This window comes from Amnibacterium endophyticum (assembly GCF_042680685.1).
Taxonomy (GTDB): domain Bacteria; phylum Actinomycetota; class Actinomycetes; order Actinomycetales; family Microbacteriaceae; genus Amnibacterium; species Amnibacterium endophyticum.
Map to the genome: position 1 here is coordinate 51,471 of NZ_JBHUEA010000007.1, position 15,057 is coordinate 66,527.

Annotated in this window: 19 protein-coding genes; 3 read left to right on the forward strand and 16 right to left on the reverse strand. The window is 73.6% G+C overall.

Translation table 11 applies throughout. The features are described from left to right. Positions 1 to 22: 22 nt before the first annotated feature. Genes tsaE through glmS form a run of 4 tightly spaced genes read right to left on the reverse strand, consistent with a single transcriptional unit; the run spans position 23 to position 3,847 of the window. Positions 23 to 442 (reverse strand): tRNA (adenosine(37)-N6)-threonylcarbamoyltransferase complex ATPase subunit type 1 TsaE, encoded by a 420-nt coding sequence (tsaE, locus tag ACFSBI_RS06100; protein ID WP_377933223.1) that lies wholly within the window; start codon positions 440 to 442, stop codon positions 23 to 25. Between the two features lie 32 nt (positions 443 to 474). Continuing rightward, positions 475 to 1,563, reverse strand: coding sequence for an alanine racemase (gene alr, locus ACFSBI_RS06105; RefSeq protein WP_377933069.1), 1,089 nt, complete (start codon positions 1,561 to 1,563; stop codon positions 475 to 477). Positions 1,564 to 1,616: 53 nt separating this feature from the next. Beyond that, positions 1,617 to 1,970 (reverse strand): holo-ACP synthase, encoded by a 354-nt coding sequence (locus ACFSBI_RS06110; RefSeq protein ID WP_377933225.1) that lies wholly within the window; start codon positions 1,968 to 1,970, stop codon positions 1,617 to 1,619. 23 nt (positions 1,971 to 1,993) lie between these two features. Beyond that, positions 1,994 to 3,847: a glutamine--fructose-6-phosphate transaminase (isomerizing) gene (gene glmS, locus ACFSBI_RS06115; protein WP_377933071.1), complete on the reverse strand. Its 1,854-nt coding sequence runs from the start codon at positions 3,845 to 3,847 to the stop codon at positions 1,994 to 1,996. Positions 3,848 to 3,941: 94 nt separating this feature from the next. On the opposite strand from glmS, the gene coaA reads away from it, so the two are divergent. Further along, a complete protein-coding gene (gene coaA / locus ACFSBI_RS06120) occupies positions 3,942 to 4,880 on the forward strand; it encodes a type I pantothenate kinase (RefSeq protein ID WP_377933073.1) in 939 nt (312 codons plus the stop codon). A gap of 24 nt (positions 4,881 to 4,904) precedes the next feature. Here the strand turns inward: coaA and ACFSBI_RS06125 are convergent, their stop codons facing one another. The 5 genes from ACFSBI_RS06125 to ACFSBI_RS06145 form a co-directional block, all read right to left on the reverse strand. Beyond that, on the reverse strand, positions 4,905 to 5,360 hold the full coding sequence (locus tag ACFSBI_RS06125; RefSeq protein WP_377933075.1) for a hypothetical protein: 456 nt from the start codon (positions 5,358 to 5,360) through the stop codon (positions 4,905 to 4,907). Next, positions 5,357 to 6,712, reverse strand: a complete 1,356-nt coding sequence (gene glmM, locus ACFSBI_RS06130; RefSeq protein ID WP_377933077.1) for a phosphoglucosamine mutase — start codon at positions 6,710 to 6,712, stop codon at positions 5,357 to 5,359. The genes ACFSBI_RS06125 and glmM overlap by 4 nt, the downstream gene beginning before the upstream one ends. A gap of 23 nt (positions 6,713 to 6,735) precedes the next feature. Beyond that, on the reverse strand, positions 6,736 to 7,215 hold the full coding sequence (gene rpsI, locus ACFSBI_RS06135; RefSeq protein ID WP_377933079.1) for a 30S ribosomal protein S9: 480 nt from the start codon (positions 7,213 to 7,215) through the stop codon (positions 6,736 to 6,738). Between the two features lie 25 nt (positions 7,216 to 7,240). Continuing rightward, positions 7,241 to 7,687 (reverse strand): 50S ribosomal protein L13, encoded by a 447-nt coding sequence (rplM, locus tag ACFSBI_RS06140; protein WP_377933081.1) that lies wholly within the window; start codon positions 7,685 to 7,687, stop codon positions 7,241 to 7,243. 141 nt (positions 7,688 to 7,828) lie between these two features. After that, on the reverse strand, positions 7,829 to 8,665 hold the full coding sequence (locus ACFSBI_RS06145) for a tRNA pseudouridine synthase A (protein ID WP_377933083.1): 837 nt from the start codon (positions 8,663 to 8,665) through the stop codon (positions 7,829 to 7,831). Positions 8,666 to 8,671: 6 nt separating this feature from the next. Between ACFSBI_RS06145 and ACFSBI_RS06150 the strand changes: the two genes are divergently transcribed. Next, positions 8,672 to 9,751, forward strand: coding sequence for an ATP-dependent DNA ligase (locus tag ACFSBI_RS06150; RefSeq protein WP_377933085.1), 1,080 nt, complete (start codon positions 8,672 to 8,674; stop codon positions 9,749 to 9,751). Between the two features lie 49 nt (positions 9,752 to 9,800). Further along, on the forward strand, positions 9,801 to 10,658 hold the full coding sequence (locus ACFSBI_RS06155; RefSeq protein ID WP_377933087.1) for a patatin-like phospholipase family protein: 858 nt from the start codon (positions 9,801 to 9,803) through the stop codon (positions 10,656 to 10,658). A gap of 10 nt (positions 10,659 to 10,668) precedes the next feature. Here the strand turns inward: ACFSBI_RS06155 and ACFSBI_RS06160 are convergent, their stop codons facing one another. From ACFSBI_RS06160 to infA, 7 genes are all read right to left on the reverse strand, one after another. After that, positions 10,669 to 11,751 (reverse strand): DNA polymerase domain-containing protein, encoded by a 1,083-nt coding sequence (locus ACFSBI_RS06160; RefSeq protein WP_377933089.1) that lies wholly within the window; start codon positions 11,749 to 11,751, stop codon positions 10,669 to 10,671. A 104-nt stretch (positions 11,752 to 11,855) separates the two neighbouring features. Then, positions 11,856 to 12,464, reverse strand: coding sequence for a 50S ribosomal protein L17 (rplQ, locus tag ACFSBI_RS06165; RefSeq protein ID WP_377933091.1), 609 nt, complete (start codon positions 12,462 to 12,464; stop codon positions 11,856 to 11,858). A gap of 2 nt (positions 12,465 to 12,466) precedes the next feature. Then, entirely contained in the window at positions 12,467 to 13,456 is a 990-nt protein-coding gene (locus tag ACFSBI_RS06170) for a DNA-directed RNA polymerase subunit alpha (RefSeq protein WP_377933093.1), read from the reverse strand. Positions 13,457 to 13,572: 116 nt separating this feature from the next. Further along, entirely contained in the window at positions 13,573 to 13,971 is a 399-nt protein-coding gene (gene rpsK / locus ACFSBI_RS06175) for a 30S ribosomal protein S11 (RefSeq protein ID WP_377933095.1), read from the reverse strand. A 24-nt stretch (positions 13,972 to 13,995) separates the two neighbouring features. Continuing rightward, complete coding sequence (rpsM, locus tag ACFSBI_RS06180; RefSeq protein WP_377933097.1) at positions 13,996 to 14,376, reverse strand: 30S ribosomal protein S13; 381 nt, start codon at positions 14,374 to 14,376, stop codon at positions 13,996 to 13,998. Positions 14,377 to 14,528: 152 nt separating this feature from the next. Next, on the reverse strand, positions 14,529 to 14,645 hold the full coding sequence (gene rpmJ, locus ACFSBI_RS06185) for a 50S ribosomal protein L36 (protein WP_119480711.1): 117 nt from the start codon (positions 14,643 to 14,645) through the stop codon (positions 14,529 to 14,531). Positions 14,646 to 14,736: 91 nt separating this feature from the next. Further along, positions 14,737 to 14,958 (reverse strand): translation initiation factor IF-1, encoded by a 222-nt coding sequence (infA, locus tag ACFSBI_RS06190; RefSeq protein WP_055965022.1) that lies wholly within the window; start codon positions 14,956 to 14,958, stop codon positions 14,737 to 14,739. Positions 14,959 to 15,057 lie beyond the last annotated feature (99 nt).

Sequence of the window (15,057 nt, forward strand, 5' to 3'; positions counted from 1 at the left end):
GCTCCCGCGAGCGTGGCCCGCTTCAGGCCCCGAGGAGCACGCCGGCGGCCCAGCGCGGACCCGTCGGCTCCAGCTCGACCCGCCGCGTGTCGTCGTCCGCGCGCGCGATGCGGACCTCGAGCACGGAGTCGGCCATGCCGTCGACCATCCCCGCGCCCCACTCCACGACGACCACCGAGGCCTCCAGGTCGAGGTCGAGGTCGTCCAGCTCCGCCGGCGACGACAGCCGGTAGGCGTCGACGTGCACGAGCGGCGGCCCGCCGACGAGCGAGGGATGGGTGCGCGCCAGCACGAACGTCGGGCTGCTGACGGGCCCGCGGACGCCGAGACCCTCCCCGAGGCCCGTCGCCAGCGTCGTCTTCCCCGCGCCGAGCGGCCCGGTCAGCACGAGGAGGTCGCCGGCGCGCAGCAGGCCGCCGAGGCGCACGCCCAGCGCGTGCATCGCCTCGGCGTCGGGCACCTCGAGCCGCTCGGTCACACCGGCACCCGCCGGACGCGGGCGCCGATCCGCGTCACGATCTCGTAGTCGATGGTGTCCGCCCACCGCGCCCACTCGGCCGCGGACGGCGCCCCCGTCCGAGGATCGCCGAGCAGCACGACCTCCTGGCCGACCTCGATCGCGTCGTCGCCGACGTCGACGAGGAACTGGTCCATCGCGATCCGACCGCGGACCGGCCGCCGGCGCCCGCCGAGCAGCACCTCGGCCCGGTTCGACGCGGCCCGGGGCACGCCGTCCGCGTAGCCCATCGGCACGAGCGCGAGCGTCGTGGGGCGCTCCGCGCGCCAGACGTGGTCGTACGAGACCCCCGCGCCGGCCGCGACCCGCCGGACCGCCGCGACCTCGGTCACGAGGGTCATCGCCGGCACCAGACCGAGCGGGGCGCTCTCGCCGAGCCCGTCCGGCGCCAGCCCGTAGATCCCGATGCCGCAGCGCACCATCGTGAGCCCGGTCTGCGGCCGCCCGAGGGCGGCTGCGGTGCTCGAGAGGTGGACCAGCGCGGGGTCGAGCCCCGCGTCACGGGCCGCGCGGACGCCGTCGGCGAACCGCCGCTCCGCCCGCGCGTCCTCCTCGGCCGACGTGTTGGCGAGGTGGCTGAAGACCCCGCGGACCCGGATCCGGCCCGCCCGCTCCAGCTCGGCCGCGCGCGTGCAGGCCGCCGCCCAGGCCTCCGGCGCGAACCCGTTGCGGGACAGCCCCGTGTCGAGCTTCAGCTGCACGACCGCACCGGGCGCCGTCGCGGCGACCCGCTCCAGCTGCCGCTCGTTCGACACCCCGAGGTCGATCCCGGCCGCGGCGACGGGGCCGAAGTCGGCGTCGGCGTGCAGGATCCAGGCGAGCAGCGGCGCGTCGATCCCCGCGGCCCGCAGCGCGAGGGCCTCGTCCGGATCCGCGATCCCGAGCCAGGTGGCGCCGCCGTCGAGCGCCGCCCGCGCGGCGATCTCCGCGCCGTGCCCGTAGCCGTCGGCCTTCACGACCGCCATGAGGTCCGGCGTGCCCGCCACCTCGCGCAGGTGCCGCACGTTCGCCGCGATCGCGGCCCGGCTCACCCGCGCCTCGCGCACCGGCGCCGCCGACCCGTGTCCGCGCCCGGGTCCGCGCCCGGGCCGGGCGACGCTCACGGCCCCTCGAGCACCACGAAGGCGCTCGCGATGCCCGCGTCGTGGCTGAGCGACAGGTGCGTCGACGTCACGCCGATGAGGGCGAGCCGGCGCGCCACCTCGCCGCTCGTGACGAGCACGGGCCGGCGCGACGGGTCGCTCTTGACGACCATGTCGTGCCAGGTGAACCCCGTGGAGTCGCCCGACGCCTTGATCAGCGCCTCCTTCGCCGCGAAGCGAGCGGCCAGCGACGACAGCGGCAGGTCGCGCTCCGACCGGGCGAAGAGCCGGTCCTTGAGCGGAGGCGTGCGCTCGAGCGACCGGCCGAACCGGGCGATGTCGACCACGTCGACCCCGATGCCGAGGATCATCCGCCGCACCGCTGCATGCGCACCTACTCGACCGTGACGGACTTCGCGAGGTTGCGGGGCTGGTCGACGTCGAGGCCCTTCGCCGCCGCCAGCTCCATCGCGAACTGCTGCAGCGGCGCGACGGCGAGCAGCGGCTCGAACATCGGCCCCGCGAGCGGGATGCGCAGCACCTCGTCCGCGAACGGCAGCACCGCCACGTCCCCGGCCTCCGCCACCGCGAGCACGTAGGCGCCGCGGGCGCGGATCTCCTGGATGTTCGAGACGACCTTCGGGTGGAGGCTGTTCGAGTCCCGCGGGCTCGGCACGACGACGAAGACGCGCTGTCCCGGCTCGATCAGGGCGATCGGACCGTGCTTCAGCTCGCCGGCCGCGAAGCCCTCGGCGTGGATGTAGGCGAGCTCCTTCAGCTTCAGCGCGCCCTCGAGCGCGACCGGGTAGCCGACGTGGCGGCCGAGGAACAGGACGCTGCGGGTGTCCGACATCTGCCGGGCCATCTCGCGCACCTCCCCGCCCTGCGCGAGGACCTCCTGCAGCTTGGCGGGCAGCGCCTGCAGCTCCGCCACGAGCCCGCGGGAGTCCGCGTCGGAGAGCGCGCCGCGCACCCGCCCGAGGTGCAGCCCGAAGAGGTACAGCGCCACGACCTGCGCCGTGAACGCCTTCGTCGAGGCGACGGCGACCTCCGGCCCGGCGCGCGTGTAGAGCACGGCGTCGGACTCGCGGGCGATCGTCGCGCCCTGCGTGTTGCAGATCGACAGCGTCCGCGCCCCGCGCTCCCGCGCGTACTTGACCGCCATCAGCGTGTCCATCGTCTCCCCGGACTGGCTGATCGACGCCACCAGGGTGTGCTCCGACAGCACCGGGTCGCGGTAGCGGAACTCGTGCGCGAGCTCCACCTCCACCGGCACGCCCGCCCACTTCTCGATCGCGTACTTGCCGAGCAGGCCCGAGTACGCGGCCGTGCCGGCGCCGAGCAGCACGATCCGGTCGACGCCGCGCAGGACGTCGTCCGGGAACCCGCCCTCGATCTCGTCCAGCACCACGAGCCCGTCGTGGACGCGGCCGAGCAGGGTCGCCTCCAGCGCCTCGGGCTCCTCGCTGATCTCCTTCGCCATGAACGAGGACCAGCCGCCCTTGTCGGCCGCCGAGGCATCCCAGGCGACCTCGTACTCCTCGCCCTCGACCGGCTCGCCGTCGAAGGTGGTGAGCGCGATGCCGTCGGGGCGGATGGCCACGATCTGGTCCTGCCCGATCGCCACGGCCCGGCGGGTGTACTGGACGAAGGCCGCGACGTCGGAGCCGAGGAACTGCTCCCCCTCACCGAGCCCGACGACCAGCGGGGAGTTGCGGCGCGCGCCGACGACGAGCCCCGGCTCGTCCGCGTGCACCGCGAGCAGCGTGAAGGCGCCGTGCAGGCGGCCGACGACGGCCCGGAACGCGGCGAGCAGGTCCTTCGTGCGGCCGTACTCGCGGCCGAGCAGCACGGCAGCGACCTCGGTGTCGGTCTCCGACTGGAACGCGTACCCGTCCGCGAGCAGCTCGTCCTTCAGCGCCGCGAAGTTCTCGATGATCCCGTTGTGGATCAGCGCCAGCCGGCCGTCGTCGCCGAGGTGCGGGTGCGCGTTGCCGTCCGTCGGGCCGCCGTGGGTCGCCCACCGGGTGTGGCCGATGCCCGTCCGCGACGCGGGCAGCGGCGAGCGGTCGAGGTCGCGCTCCAAGACGCCGAGCTTGCCCGCCCGCTTGTGCGTCGTGAGCGCGCCGTCGTCGCCGATCACGGCGACCCCGGCGGAGTCGTACCCGCGGTACTCGAGGCGCCTCAGCCCGCCGAGCAGCACCTCCACGGAGTCACGAGGGCCTGCGTATCCGACGATCCCGCACATCGGGCCGAGTGTATCCGGGCCGCGTCGCGCCCTCCCCACCCGCGGGGGCGGGCTCCCCCGTGCGCGGCCGGCACGGCGGCTACGCTCGTGCGACGTGACGGACCGAGGCGCGCACGGTCCGAGCCCGTTCGTCGAGATCGAGCGCGCCGAGTGGGCCGCCCTCGCCGCGGACATGCCGCAGCCCCTCGCACCTGCCGAGCTGCAGCGGCTGGCCGGGATCGACGAGCCGCTCGACGCGCACGAGGTCGCCGAGGTCTACCTGCCGCTCAGCCGCCTGCTCAACCTGTACGCCACCGGCGCCCGGCAGCTGCACGCGCGCACGAGCGCCTTCCTCGGCACGCGCTCCGCGACCACGCCCTTCGTGATCGGCGTCGCCGGGTCCGTCGCGGTCGGCAAGTCGACGGTCGCCCGCCTGCTGCGCGACCTGCTCGCCCGATGGACGGACACGCCCCGGGTCGAGCTCGTGCCGACGGACGGGTTCCTGCTGCCGAACGCCGAGCTGGAGCGGCGGGGCATCCTCGATCGCAAGGGCTTCCCGGAGTCGTACGACCGGCGCGCGCTGCTCCGCTTCGTGACGGCGGTGAAGAGCGGGGCCGACCAGGTGTCCGCGCCGGTCTACTCGCACGAGGCCTACGACATCGTCCCCGACCGCGAGGTCGTCGTGCACCGGCCGGACATCCTCATCGTCGAGGGGCTGAACGTGCTGCAACCGGCGCAGCGGCAGGGCCTCGCGGTCAGCGACCTGTTCGACTTCGGCATCTACGTCGACGCTCGCACGTCCGACATCGAGGAGTGGTACGTCCGCCGCTTCCGCAGCCTGCAGACGGCGGCCTTCGCGTCGCCCAGGTCCTACTTCCACCGGTTCGCGTCGTTGAGCCCGGACGAGGCCCGCACGACGGCCTCCCGGATCTGGGCGGAGATCAACGAGCCGAACCTGCGCGAGAACATCCTCCCGACGCGGTCCCGAGCGACCCTCGTGCTGCGCAAGGCGGAGGACCACGCCGTCCGAACCGTGCTGCTGCGGAAGATCTGAGGCGCGGATCCGGCGCTGCGCCGGTCAGCGCCGGCGTGCCAGGAGGCGCCCGACGCCCGTGGCGAACGAGCCGAGCAGCAGCACGAGCCCCAGCTGGGAGGCCGCGCCGACCGCGAGGTAGAGGTAGTTGTAGAGCGCGACCGGCAGCGGGGTGAGGAGGCCGCCGTCGTAGGCGACCGCGTCCCCGCCCGCGGGCGCGACCCCGATGACGAGCCCCGCCAGCAGCACCAGGGCGAGCCCGGCCAGGCCCGTCCAGAGCAGTCGGCGTCCGCGCCGCAGCTGGTGCCGGATCAGCGCGGCGGCGATGCAGAACAGCCCGGCGACGAACACGAGCGTCGCGACGACGAGCAGCAGGTCGAAGGCCGGCGGCAGCAGGAACCAGACCAGCACGAGCCTCGGCAGCATCAGGGCGACCCCGACGACCAGCAGCCGCCGGACGGTGCGCGCACCCGCGACCGGCGGCTCCCCGACCGCGGTCACGGGTTCGGGGCCAGGGCGAGGCGCGCGCGCACGACCTCGGCCAACGACTCCGCCACGGTCTGCGCGGTCGCGTGCTCGGCGGCCTCCACCATCACGCGGACCATCTGCTCGGTGCCCGACGCGCGCACGAGGACCCGCCCGGAGTCGCCGAGCGAGGCCTCCGCCTCCGCGATCGCGGCGAGCAGCTGCTCGTCCGACGTCCGGGTCCGGTCGACCTCCCGCACGTTCACCAGCACCTGCGGGAAGATGGCGATCTCGCCGGCCAGCGCCGCGAGCGAGCGCCCCGACCTCGCCACCTCCGCGGCGATGTGCAGGCCGGTGAGCAGGCCGTCGCCCGTCGTCGCGAAGTCGCTCATGATGACGTGGCCGGACTGCTCGCCGCCGAGGGAGAGCCCCCGCGCACCGAGCTCCTCGAGCACGTAGCGGTCGCCGACCCGGGTCTGCACGACCTCGATGCCCGCGCCGCGCATCGCCCGGTGCAGCCCGATGTTGCTCATCACGGTGGTCACGAGGGTCGACTGCCGCAGCACGCCGCGCTGCAGCATCGACTTCGCGAGGATCGCCATGATGCGGTCGCCGTCGACCACCTGCCCGGTGCCGTCGACCGCGAGGCAGCGATCGGCGTCCCCGTCGTGCGCGATGCCGAGGTCCGCGCCCTCCGCGAGCACCGCCGCCTGCAGCGGGCCGAGGTGCGTGGAGCCGACTCCGTCGTTGATGTTCACGCCGTCGGGGTCGTTGCCGATGGTGACCACTTCCGCGCCCGCGAGGTGGAACGCCTCCGGCGACACGCCTGCGGCGGCCCCGTTCGCGCAGTCGAGCACGATGCGCAGGCCGTCGAGGCGGTGCGGCAGCGTCTCGACGAGATGGACGACGTAGCGGTCCTCGGCGTCGGCGAACCGCTGGATGCGCCCCACCTCGGCCCCGGTCGGCGCGAGCGGAGGCAGCGCCATCGCCGCCTCGATCCGGTCCTCGACCTCGTCCGGCAGCTTCCTGCCGCCGCGGGCGAAGATCTTGATCCCGTTGTCCGGGGCGGGGTTGTGCGAGGCGCTGATCATCACCCCGAAGTCGGCGCCGATGTCCGCGATCAGGTACGCGGCCGCGGGGGTCGGGATGACGCCCGCGTCGTAGACGTCGACGCCCGAGGCGGCGAGCCCCGCCGCCGTCGCCGAGGCGATGAAGTCCCCCGAGATCCGCGGGTCGCGGGCGAGGACGGCGAGCGGCCTGCGCCCCTCCCCCCTCGGCTCGGCGCCGAGGACATGGGCCGCGGCCTGCGCGAGCGAGAGGGCGAGGGCGGGCGTGACCTCGCGGTTCGCGAGGCCACGCACGCCGTCGGTGCCGAAGAGCCGGGCCATCGATCAGGTGGTGCCGGCGCGGATCAGCGCTTGGAGAACTGCGGCGCCTTGCGGGCCTTCTTGAGGCCGGCCTTCTTGCGCTCCTTGACGCGCGCGTCGCGGCTGAGGAAGCCGGCCTTCTTCAGGCCCGGACGGTTGTTCTCCGCGTCGATCTCGTTCAGCGCCCGCGAGATGCCGAGGCGCAGCGCACCGGCCTGGCCGGAGGGGCCGCCGCCCGAGATCTTCGCGATCACGTCGTATGCGCCGCCGAGCTGCAGGACGGTGAACGGGTCGTTGATCAGCTGCTGGTGCAGCTTGTTCGGGAAGTAGTCCTCGAACGTGCGGCCGTTCACGGTGATCGTGCCGGCGCCCGGGATCAGGCGGACGCGGGCGATCGCCTGCTTGCGGCGACCGACGGCCGCGCCGGGGACCGTCAGCGGCGGGCGCTCGACGGTGGTCGCGGGCGCCTCGGAGGCCGTGCTGAAGGTCGCGGGGGTGTCGATGGAGTCTGCGATGCGTGCCATGTTCGTGTCTGTCCTGTCCGGCGCTCTACTGGGCGACCTGGTCGAGCGTGTACGGCGTGGGCTGCTGGGCGGCGTGCGGGTGCTCGGCCCCGGCGTACACCTTCAGCTTCTTGATCTGCGCACGGCCGAGCGAGTTCTTCGGCAGCATGCCGCGGATGGCCTTCTCGACCGTGCGGGCCGGCTGCTTCTCCAGCAGCTCCGAGTAGCTGGTCGCCTTCAGGCCGCCCGGGTAGCCCGAGTGGCGGTAGGCCATCTTCTTCTCGTTCTTCGAGCCGGTGAGCGCGACCTTGTCGGCGTTCACGATGATGACGAAGTCGCCGCTGTCGAGGTGCGGGGCGAAGGTCGCCTTGTGCTTGCCGCGGAGCAGGGCGGCGGCGTGGCTGGCGAGGCGGCCGAGCACGACGTCGGTCGCGTCGATGACGACCCAGTCGTGGGTGATCTCGGCAGCCTTGGGGCTGTAGGTGCGCGTCACGGTGTCACGCTTTCTGTCGAGGTGGTCGTGGATCCCGCTCCGATGCCCGTTCCATGCCCCTGCCGGAGCGGAACGAGCGGGTGGAGGGCTCGAGCCCGTGCGCGAGCGTCCGCAACACGAGCCGTACCAGGGTAGCGGATGTCAGGCGCGTCGTGCGCGGGCGCGGTCCGCCTGCGCCGCGAGCCCCTCATCGGGCGGGTAGCCGACCTCGACGAGCGTGAGGCCGTGCGGCGGCGCGAGCGCGAACTCGTTCGATCGCGCGGTCGCGGCGAGCAGCTCGCCGATGCGGGCGGGTTGCAGGCGCCCGCCCCCGACCGCGAGCCCGGCGCCGACGAGGGCGCGGACCATGTTGTGGCAGAAGGCGTCGGCCAGCACCTCCGCGACGAGCACGCCCTCCTCGCGCCGCCAGGTGAAGGACCGCAGGTCGCGGATGGTCGTCGCGCCGGGGCGCGGCTTGCAGAAGGCCGCGAAGTCGTGCAGCCCGGCGACGTCGGCGAAGGCCTCGGCGATCGCCCCGTCGTCCAGCCGCCGCGGGTGGTGGAGGGTGCGCCCGCGCTGCAGCGGGTCCTGCAGCGGCAGCGAGTCGGCGATGCGGTAGCGGTAGCGGCGGAACGACGCCGAGAAGCGCGCGTCGAAGCCGGCGGGGGCGAGCGAGGACCGGTGGACGACGACGTCGCCGTCGGTCATGCCGGTGAGGCGTGCGGCGATCGCGTCGATCCCGCCGCGACGGCCCGCGAGCGCCGCCGCCTCCGCCGGCGCGAGGTCGACGTGCGCCACCTGACCGGTCGCGTGCACCCCGGCGTCGGTGCGGCCCGCGACGGTCAGTCGCGGCGGGTCGCCCTCGGCGCGGGACGCGATCGCGAGCGCCGCCTCGAGCACGCCCTGCACCGTGCGCAGGCCGGGCTGCGCCGCCCAGCCCGAGAACGCGGTGCCGTCGTACGCGAGGTCGAGCCGCACCCGCATCCGGTCCTCGCCCACGCCTCCATGGTGTCGGACTCGCGGCAGGATGTGCGCGTGGTCACCGTCGACGCGTCCCTGGAGCCGATGCTCGCGAAGGCGGTGACCGGCGTGCCCGCGACCGCGCCCGGCGGCGGCGCGCTGCTCTACGAGCCGAAGTGGGACGGGTTCCGGGGCGTCGTCGCCTGGGACGGGGAGCGCCTCGAGATCGGCAGCCGCGGCGGCAAGTCGCTGACCCGGTACTTCCCCGAGCTCGTCGAGGGGCTCGCCGCGGCGCTGCCGGGGCCGTGCGTGCTCGACGGCGAGGTCGTCGTGCCGGCCGGCGACCCCGGGGACCAGCGGCTCGACTGGGAGGCCCTGTCGCAGCGCATCCACCCCGCGGCCTCGCGCGTCGCGCGGCTGGCGGAGGAGACCCCGGCGCGCTTCGTCGCCTTCGACCTGCTGGCGGACGGCGACGAGTCCCTGCTCGACGTGCCGTTCGGCGAGCGCCGGCGCCGCCTCGAGGCGCTGCTGCCCGCGCCGTCGGGCCCGCTGTCGGTGACGCGGGTGACCGACGACCCCTCGCTCGCGGAGCGCTGGCTTGCCGAGTTCGAGGGCGCAGGGCTCGACGGCGTGGTCGCGAAGCCGGTCGACGCCGTGTACGAGCCCGGGAAGCGGACGATGCTGAAGGTGAAGCACCACCGCACCGCCGACGTGATCGTGACGGGGTACCGGATCCACAGGAGCGGCCGCGGCGTCGGCTCCCTGCTCGTGTCGCTCTTCGACGCCGACGGCGGGCTGCGCCAGATCGGCGGCATCTCGGCGTTCACGACGCGGAAGCGCGACGAGCTGATCGACGAGCTCGCGCCGGTGGTGCTGCGCGGCGACGACGGCGAGGCCATGACCGGGGAGAGCGACCGCAACCGCTTCTCGTCGAACAAGGACACCTCGTTCGTGCGCCTCCGTCCGGAGCGCGTCGTCGAGGTGCGGTACGACCAGATGGAGGGCGACCGCTTCCGGCACACCGTCCAGTTCGAGCGCTGGCGCCCGGACCGCGAGGCGCGCTCCTGCACCTTCGCGCAGCTGGAGGTCCCCCACGCGTACGACCTCGGAGCGATCCTGACCTGATCGCGCCGCTCCCCGGTCCCGGCCAGGCGGCGGCCGGTAGACCGGAGGCATGGACGGTGGACGGGCTCTGGTGCTGGGCGGCGGCGGAGTCGCCGGGATCGCGTGGGAGACCGGGATGCTCGTCGGCCTCGCGGAGGCGGGCGTCGACCTCGGCTCGGCCGACCGCGTGATCGGCACCTCGGCCGGCTCGGTCGCGGGCGCCCTGCTGCGGTCGGGCGCGAGCGCGGCGGCGTGGCAGGCGGCGATCAGCGAGGACGAGCCCGTCGAGTCGTCGGCGCTCGGCGCGTCCCCCGACACCGACCGGTTCATGCAGGCGGCGGCCGAGGCGCTCGCCTCCCCCGCCGCGTCGCCCGAGGAGGCCCGCTCCCGCCTCGGCGCGCTCGCCCGACGGGTCTCCGCAGACGGGCAGGCGGAACGCGTCGCGGTGTTCGCCGGGCTCATCGGCGGCACCGAGTGGCCGGAGGGCGACCTGCGGGTGACCGCCGTCGACGCCGAGGACGGCGCCTTCCGCGTCTTCGACCGCGGCTCCGGCGTGCCGCTCGCGGCCGCGGTCGCGGCGAGCTGCGCCGTCCCGGTCGTCTACCCGACCGTCGAGATCGACGGGCGCCGGTGGATGGACGGCGGCATGCGCTCGGCGACCAACGCCGACCTCGCCCGCGGCGCGGAGCGCGTCGTCGTCCTGGCCTGCGGGCCCGAGATCCCGGGGAACCCGCTCGGCCCGGGGCTCGAGGACGCGGTCGCCGAGCTGCGCCGCGACGCCGAGGTCGTCGTCGTCCTGCCCGACGCGGCGTCGGCGGCGGCCTTCGGCACGAACTCCCTCGCGCAGGCGTCCCGCCGGCCCGCCGCGCTCGCCGGCCGCGCGCAGGCGGCGTCGGTCGCCGAGCGCGTGCGCGCCGTCTGGGGGTAGCGGCGCGCGGTCAGGGGACGCGGTTGCCGTCGCCGTCCCAGTGGTCCGCGACCTTCTTCGACGGCTGCACCCGGGGCGGCTCCCCCGGCATCTTCGGGTAGTCCGGCGGGAAGTTCAGCTCGCCGCCCGGCAGCGTCTCCCACAGCTCCAGCAGCGCATCGATCGAGTGGTGGACGTCGTCCATCGACGCCCACGGGTCGCCGGCCGCCAGGTGGTCGCCGACGGTGAACAGGTTGAAGTCCCGCGGGTCGTCGGCGACCTCGAGCTGCTCCCACGTCAGCGGCGTCGAGACGGGCGCACCCGGGCGCGGCCGCAGGCTCCAGGCGGAGGCGATGGTGCGGTCCCGGTTGTTCTGGTTGAAGTCGACGAACAGCCGCTCGCCACGCTCCTCCTTCCACCACGCCGTCGTGACGCCCGGGTCGCGGCGCTCCAGCTCGCGGCCCAGGCCGATCGCCGCGTGGCGCACCTCCTCGAACGTCCAGCGCGGCTCGATGCGGACGTAGACGTGGACGCCGCGGTTGCCGCTCGTCTTCACGAACGGCTCGACGCCGACCTCCTGCAGCACGGCGCGGGCGAGGAACGCCACGCGCTTCGCCTCGGCGAACCCGGTGCCCGGCTGCGGGTCGAGGTCGATGCGCAGCTCGTCGGGGTGCTCGACGTCGTCCGCGCGGACCGCCCACGGGTGGAGCGTGAGCGTCCCCATCTGCGCCGCCCACACCGCGGCGGCGGGCTCGGACAGCCGCAGCTCGTCGATCGGCCGGCCGTTCGGGCTGGACACCCGGGTGGTCGCCACCCAGTCCGGCGCACCCTTCGGCAGCCGCTTGGAGTAGAAGCCCTCCCCGTTCTGCGGCTGGCCGTTCACCGCCGTCGACAGCGTCATCCCCTCGCGCCACCCGCCCGGCCAGCGCTCGAGCGCGGTCGGCCGGTCCCGGCAGGCGTGCATCAGCGCGTCGCCGACGGAGGCGAAGTACTCGCACACCTGCCGCTTGGTGACCTCGGGCGTGCGCTCGGTCGCCTCGTACACGACGCGGTCGGGGCTCGTGACGCGGACCTCGCGGTCCCCGACGCGGACGGTGGTAGCGGGCGCGGCCATGGCCTTCATCTTGTAGGCAGATCGCGGTTCGAGACCGAGATCTGCCTACAAGATGAAAAGGGCCGCGCACCGAGCGGTGCGCGGCCCTCTCGAAGGGTCGATCGTTAGCGGGTGACGGTCGGCGGGGCGTCGTCGTCCGGGGCGGGCTCGCCCTCGGCGGGGCCCTCGGCCGGCTCCGTGCCCTCGGCGGTCTCGGCCGCCTCGGACTCGACCTCGGTCGCGGCCGGCGTCTCCGCCTCGGACTCGACGGGAGCTGACTCCTCGATCGTGTTCGTGTCCTCGACAGGCACGTCGCTCGCGGCGGGCGCGGAGGCCGACGGCGAGGTGGTGCGGGACGCGCGGCGCTGACCGGCGACCGGCTCGAGCACGAGCTCGATGACGGCCATCGGCGCGTTGTCGCCCTTGCGGAAGCCGGTCTTCACGATCCGGGTGTAGCCGCCCTGGCGCTCCGCGACGAGCGGGGCGATCTCGGTGAAGAGCTCGTGCACGACGGTCTTGTCGTTGATCGTGCGCATCACGCGACGACGCGCGTGCAGGTCGCCGCGCTTCGCGAACGTGACGAGCCGCTCGGCGACGGGGCGCAGACGCTTGGCCTTCGCCTCGGTCGTCTGGATGGACCGGTGCTCGAACAGCTGCGAGGCGAGCTGACCGAGCAGCATGCGCTCGTGCGCGGGACCGCCACCGAGGCGGGGACCCTTGGCGGGCTTCGGCATGATCAGTTCTCCTCGTCGTCGTAGCCGGAGTAGAAGTGGGTGCCGTCGAAGCCGGGCACGGCGTCCTTCAGCGACAGGCCGAGCTCGACGAGCTTGTCCTTCACCTCGTCGACGGACTTCTGCCCGAAGTTGCGGATGTTCATCAGCTGCGTCTCCGACAGCGAGACGAGCTCGCTGACGGTGTTGATGCCCTCGCGCTTCAGGCAGTTGTAGGAGCGGACCGACAGGTCCAGGTCCTCGATCGGCATCGACAGCTCGGAGGACGGCACCTGGTCGAGCGGAGCGGGGCCGATCTCGATGCCCTCGGCCGCGCTGTTCAGCTCGCGGGCGAGGCCGAACAGCTCGGTCAGCGTGCGGCCGGCGGACGCGATCGCGTCGCGCGGGCTGATCGCCGGCTTCGTCTCGACGTCGACGACCAGGCGGTCGAAGTCGGTGCGCTCACCGGCGCGCGTCGCCTCAACGCGGTAGGTGACCTTGAGGACGGGCGAGTAGATCGAGTCGACCGGGATCTGGCCGGCCTCGCTGAACTCGCTGCGGTTCTGCGTCGCGGAGACGTAGCCGCGGCCGCGCTCGACCGTCAGCTCGAGGTCGAAGCGGGCCGACTCGTTCAGCGTCGCGATCAGCAGGTCGGGGTTGTGGATCTCCACGCCGGCCGGCGCCGAGATGTCGGCGGCCGTGACGGGGCCCTCGCTCTGCTTGCGCAGGTAGGCGGTAATGGGCTCGTCGTGCTCGGACGACACGACCAGCTGCTTGATGTTCAGGATGATCTCGGTGACGTCCTCCTTCACACCGGGGATCGTCGTGAACTCGTGCTGCACGCCCTCGATGCGGATGGACGTGACGGCCGCGCCCGGGATGGACGAGAGCAGGGTGCGGCGGAGGGAGTTGCCGAGCGTGTAGCCGAAGCCCGGCTCGAGCGGCTCGATGACGAACCGCGAGCGGAACTCGCTGATCGGCTCCTCGGCGAGGGTGGGGCGCTGTGCGATGAGCACGGTTGGTGTCCTTTCGCGTCCGCTATATGACGCTTCGAGGTGGGTTGGAGAGGGTCCCGCGGATCAGGAGTCCCTCGCGCCGGAGGCGAGGGGCTCCTGATCCGCGGAGGGAGGCGTCAGACGCGGCGGCGCTTCGGCGGGCGGACGCCGTTGTGGGCCTGCGGCGTCACGTCGTTGATCGACCCGACCTCGAGGCCGGCGGCCTGGAGCGAGCGGATCGCGGTCTCGCGGCCCGAGCCCGGGCCCTTGACGAAGACGTCGACCTTCTTCATGCCGTGCTCCTGCGCCTGACGCGCGGCGGACTCGGCGGCCAGCTGCGCGGCGAAGGGCGTCGACTTGCGCGAGCCCTTGAAGCCCACGCCGCCGGAGGAGGCCCAGCTGATCACGGCACCGGTGGTGTCGGTGATCGAGACGATCGTGTTGTTGAACGTCGACTTGATGTGCGCCTGGCCGATGGCGACGTTCTTCTTCTCCTTGCGGCGCGGCTTGCGCGCGGCGCTCTTGGGGGTAGCCATGTGTGTCTCCTCGTCCGCGAGCGCTTACTTGCGCCCGGCCTTCTTCTTGCCGGCCACGGTGCGCTTCGGGCCCTTGCGGGTGCGCGCGTTGGTCTTCGTGCGCTGACCGCGCACCGGCAGGCCGCGGCGGTGACGCAGGCCCTCGTACGAGCCGATCTCGACCTTGCGGCGGATGTCGGCGGCGACCTCGCGGCGGAGGTCGCCCTCCACCTTGTACGTGCCCTCGATGTGGTCGCGCAGCGCCACGAGCTCGTCGTCGGTGAGGTTGCGGACGCGGGTGTCCGGGCTCACGCCCGTCGCCTTCAGCGTCTCAGCGGCACGGGTGCGCCCCACGCCGTAGATGTAGGTGAGTGCGACCTCCACGCGCTTCTCGCGCGGGATGTCGACGCCGGCGAGTCTCGCCATGCGGATCTCCTGTCGGGATCACGGAGGTGTGGAGCGGTGCCGGTGCCCGGGCCTCCGTGCCCGGGGTGTCCCCCGCCGGCCGCAAGGACCGGCGGGTTCTGGTTCCGCCTGTACGTGTTCAGTTGTCGGCGGGACCCTCGCGGGGTCCCGGGTCAGCCCTGGCGCTGCTTGTGACGGACGTTCACCGAGCAGATGACCATGACCCGGCCGTGGCGGCGGATCACGCGGCAGTGCTCGCAGATGGGCTTGACGGAAGGCGCGACCTTCATGGGATTTCCTCTTCTCGCTGTCCTCGTACCGCGCAGCACCGTGCGGTGCGGCGCGGCCGTTACTTCCCAGCGGCGGCGACGAGGCCGGGGTCTACTTGTAGCGGTAGACGATCCGGCCGCGGGTCAGGTCGTACGGGCTCAGCTCGACGATGACGCGGTCCTCGGGCAGGATGCGGATGTAGTGCTGTCGCATCTTCCCCGAGATGTGGGCGAGCACCTTGTGCCCGTTGCTCAGCTCCACGCGGAACATCGCATTGGGCAGTGCTTCGACCACTGCGCCCTCGATCTCGATGACACCGTCCTTCTTGGCCATGGCCTCACTTCGTCACTGCGGTCGGGCCGCGGCTCAGCGCCGCGGCGCACGACCGATCACTGGTCATGCGGGGATGATGACGTCCTGAGGGACCGGGCC

Bases quoted from the DNA above. Each gene is read 5' to 3' on its own strand.
- tsaE (WP_377933223.1), bottom strand. From the start codon at position 442: ATGCACGCGCTGGGCGTGCGCCTCGGCGGCCTGCTGCGCGCCGGCGAC.
- ACFSBI_RS06110 (WP_377933225.1), bottom strand. From the start codon at position 1,970: ATGATCCTCGGCATCGGGGTCGACGTGGTCGACATCGCCCGGTTCGGC.
- glmS (WP_377933071.1), bottom strand. From the start codon at position 3,847: ATGTGCGGGATCGTCGGATACGCAGGCCCTCGTGACTCCGTGGAGGTG.
- glmM (WP_377933077.1), bottom strand. From the start codon at position 6,712: ATGGCCCGGCTCTTCGGCACCGACGGCGTGCGTGGCCTCGCGAACCGC.
- rpsI (WP_377933079.1), bottom strand. From the start codon at position 7,215: ATGGCACGCATCGCAGACTCCATCGACACCCCCGCGACCTTCAGCACG.
- ACFSBI_RS06150 (WP_377933085.1), top strand. From the start codon at position 8,672: ATGGTGTCGGACTCGCGGCAGGATGTGCGCGTGGTCACCGTCGACGCG.
- ACFSBI_RS06155 (WP_377933087.1), top strand. From the start codon at position 9,801: ATGGACGGTGGACGGGCTCTGGTGCTGGGCGGCGGCGGAGTCGCCGGG.
- ACFSBI_RS06160 (WP_377933089.1), bottom strand. From the start codon at position 11,751: ATGGCCGCGCCCGCTACCACCGTCCGCGTCGGGGACCGCGAGGTCCGC.
- rplQ (WP_377933091.1), bottom strand. From the start codon at position 12,464: ATGCCGAAGCCCGCCAAGGGTCCCCGCCTCGGTGGCGGTCCCGCGCAC.
- rpsK (WP_377933095.1), bottom strand. From the start codon at position 13,971: ATGGCTACCCCCAAGAGCGCCGCGCGCAAGCCGCGCCGCAAGGAGAAG.
- rpsM (WP_377933097.1), bottom strand. From the start codon at position 14,376: ATGGCGAGACTCGCCGGCGTCGACATCCCGCGCGAGAAGCGCGTGGAG.
- rpmJ (WP_119480711.1), bottom strand. From the start codon at position 14,645: ATGAAGGTCGCGCCTTCCGTCAAGCCCATCTGCGAGCACTGCCGCGTG.
- infA (WP_055965022.1), bottom strand. From the start codon at position 14,958: ATGGCCAAGAAGGACGGTGTCATCGAGATCGAGGGCGCAGTGGTCGAA.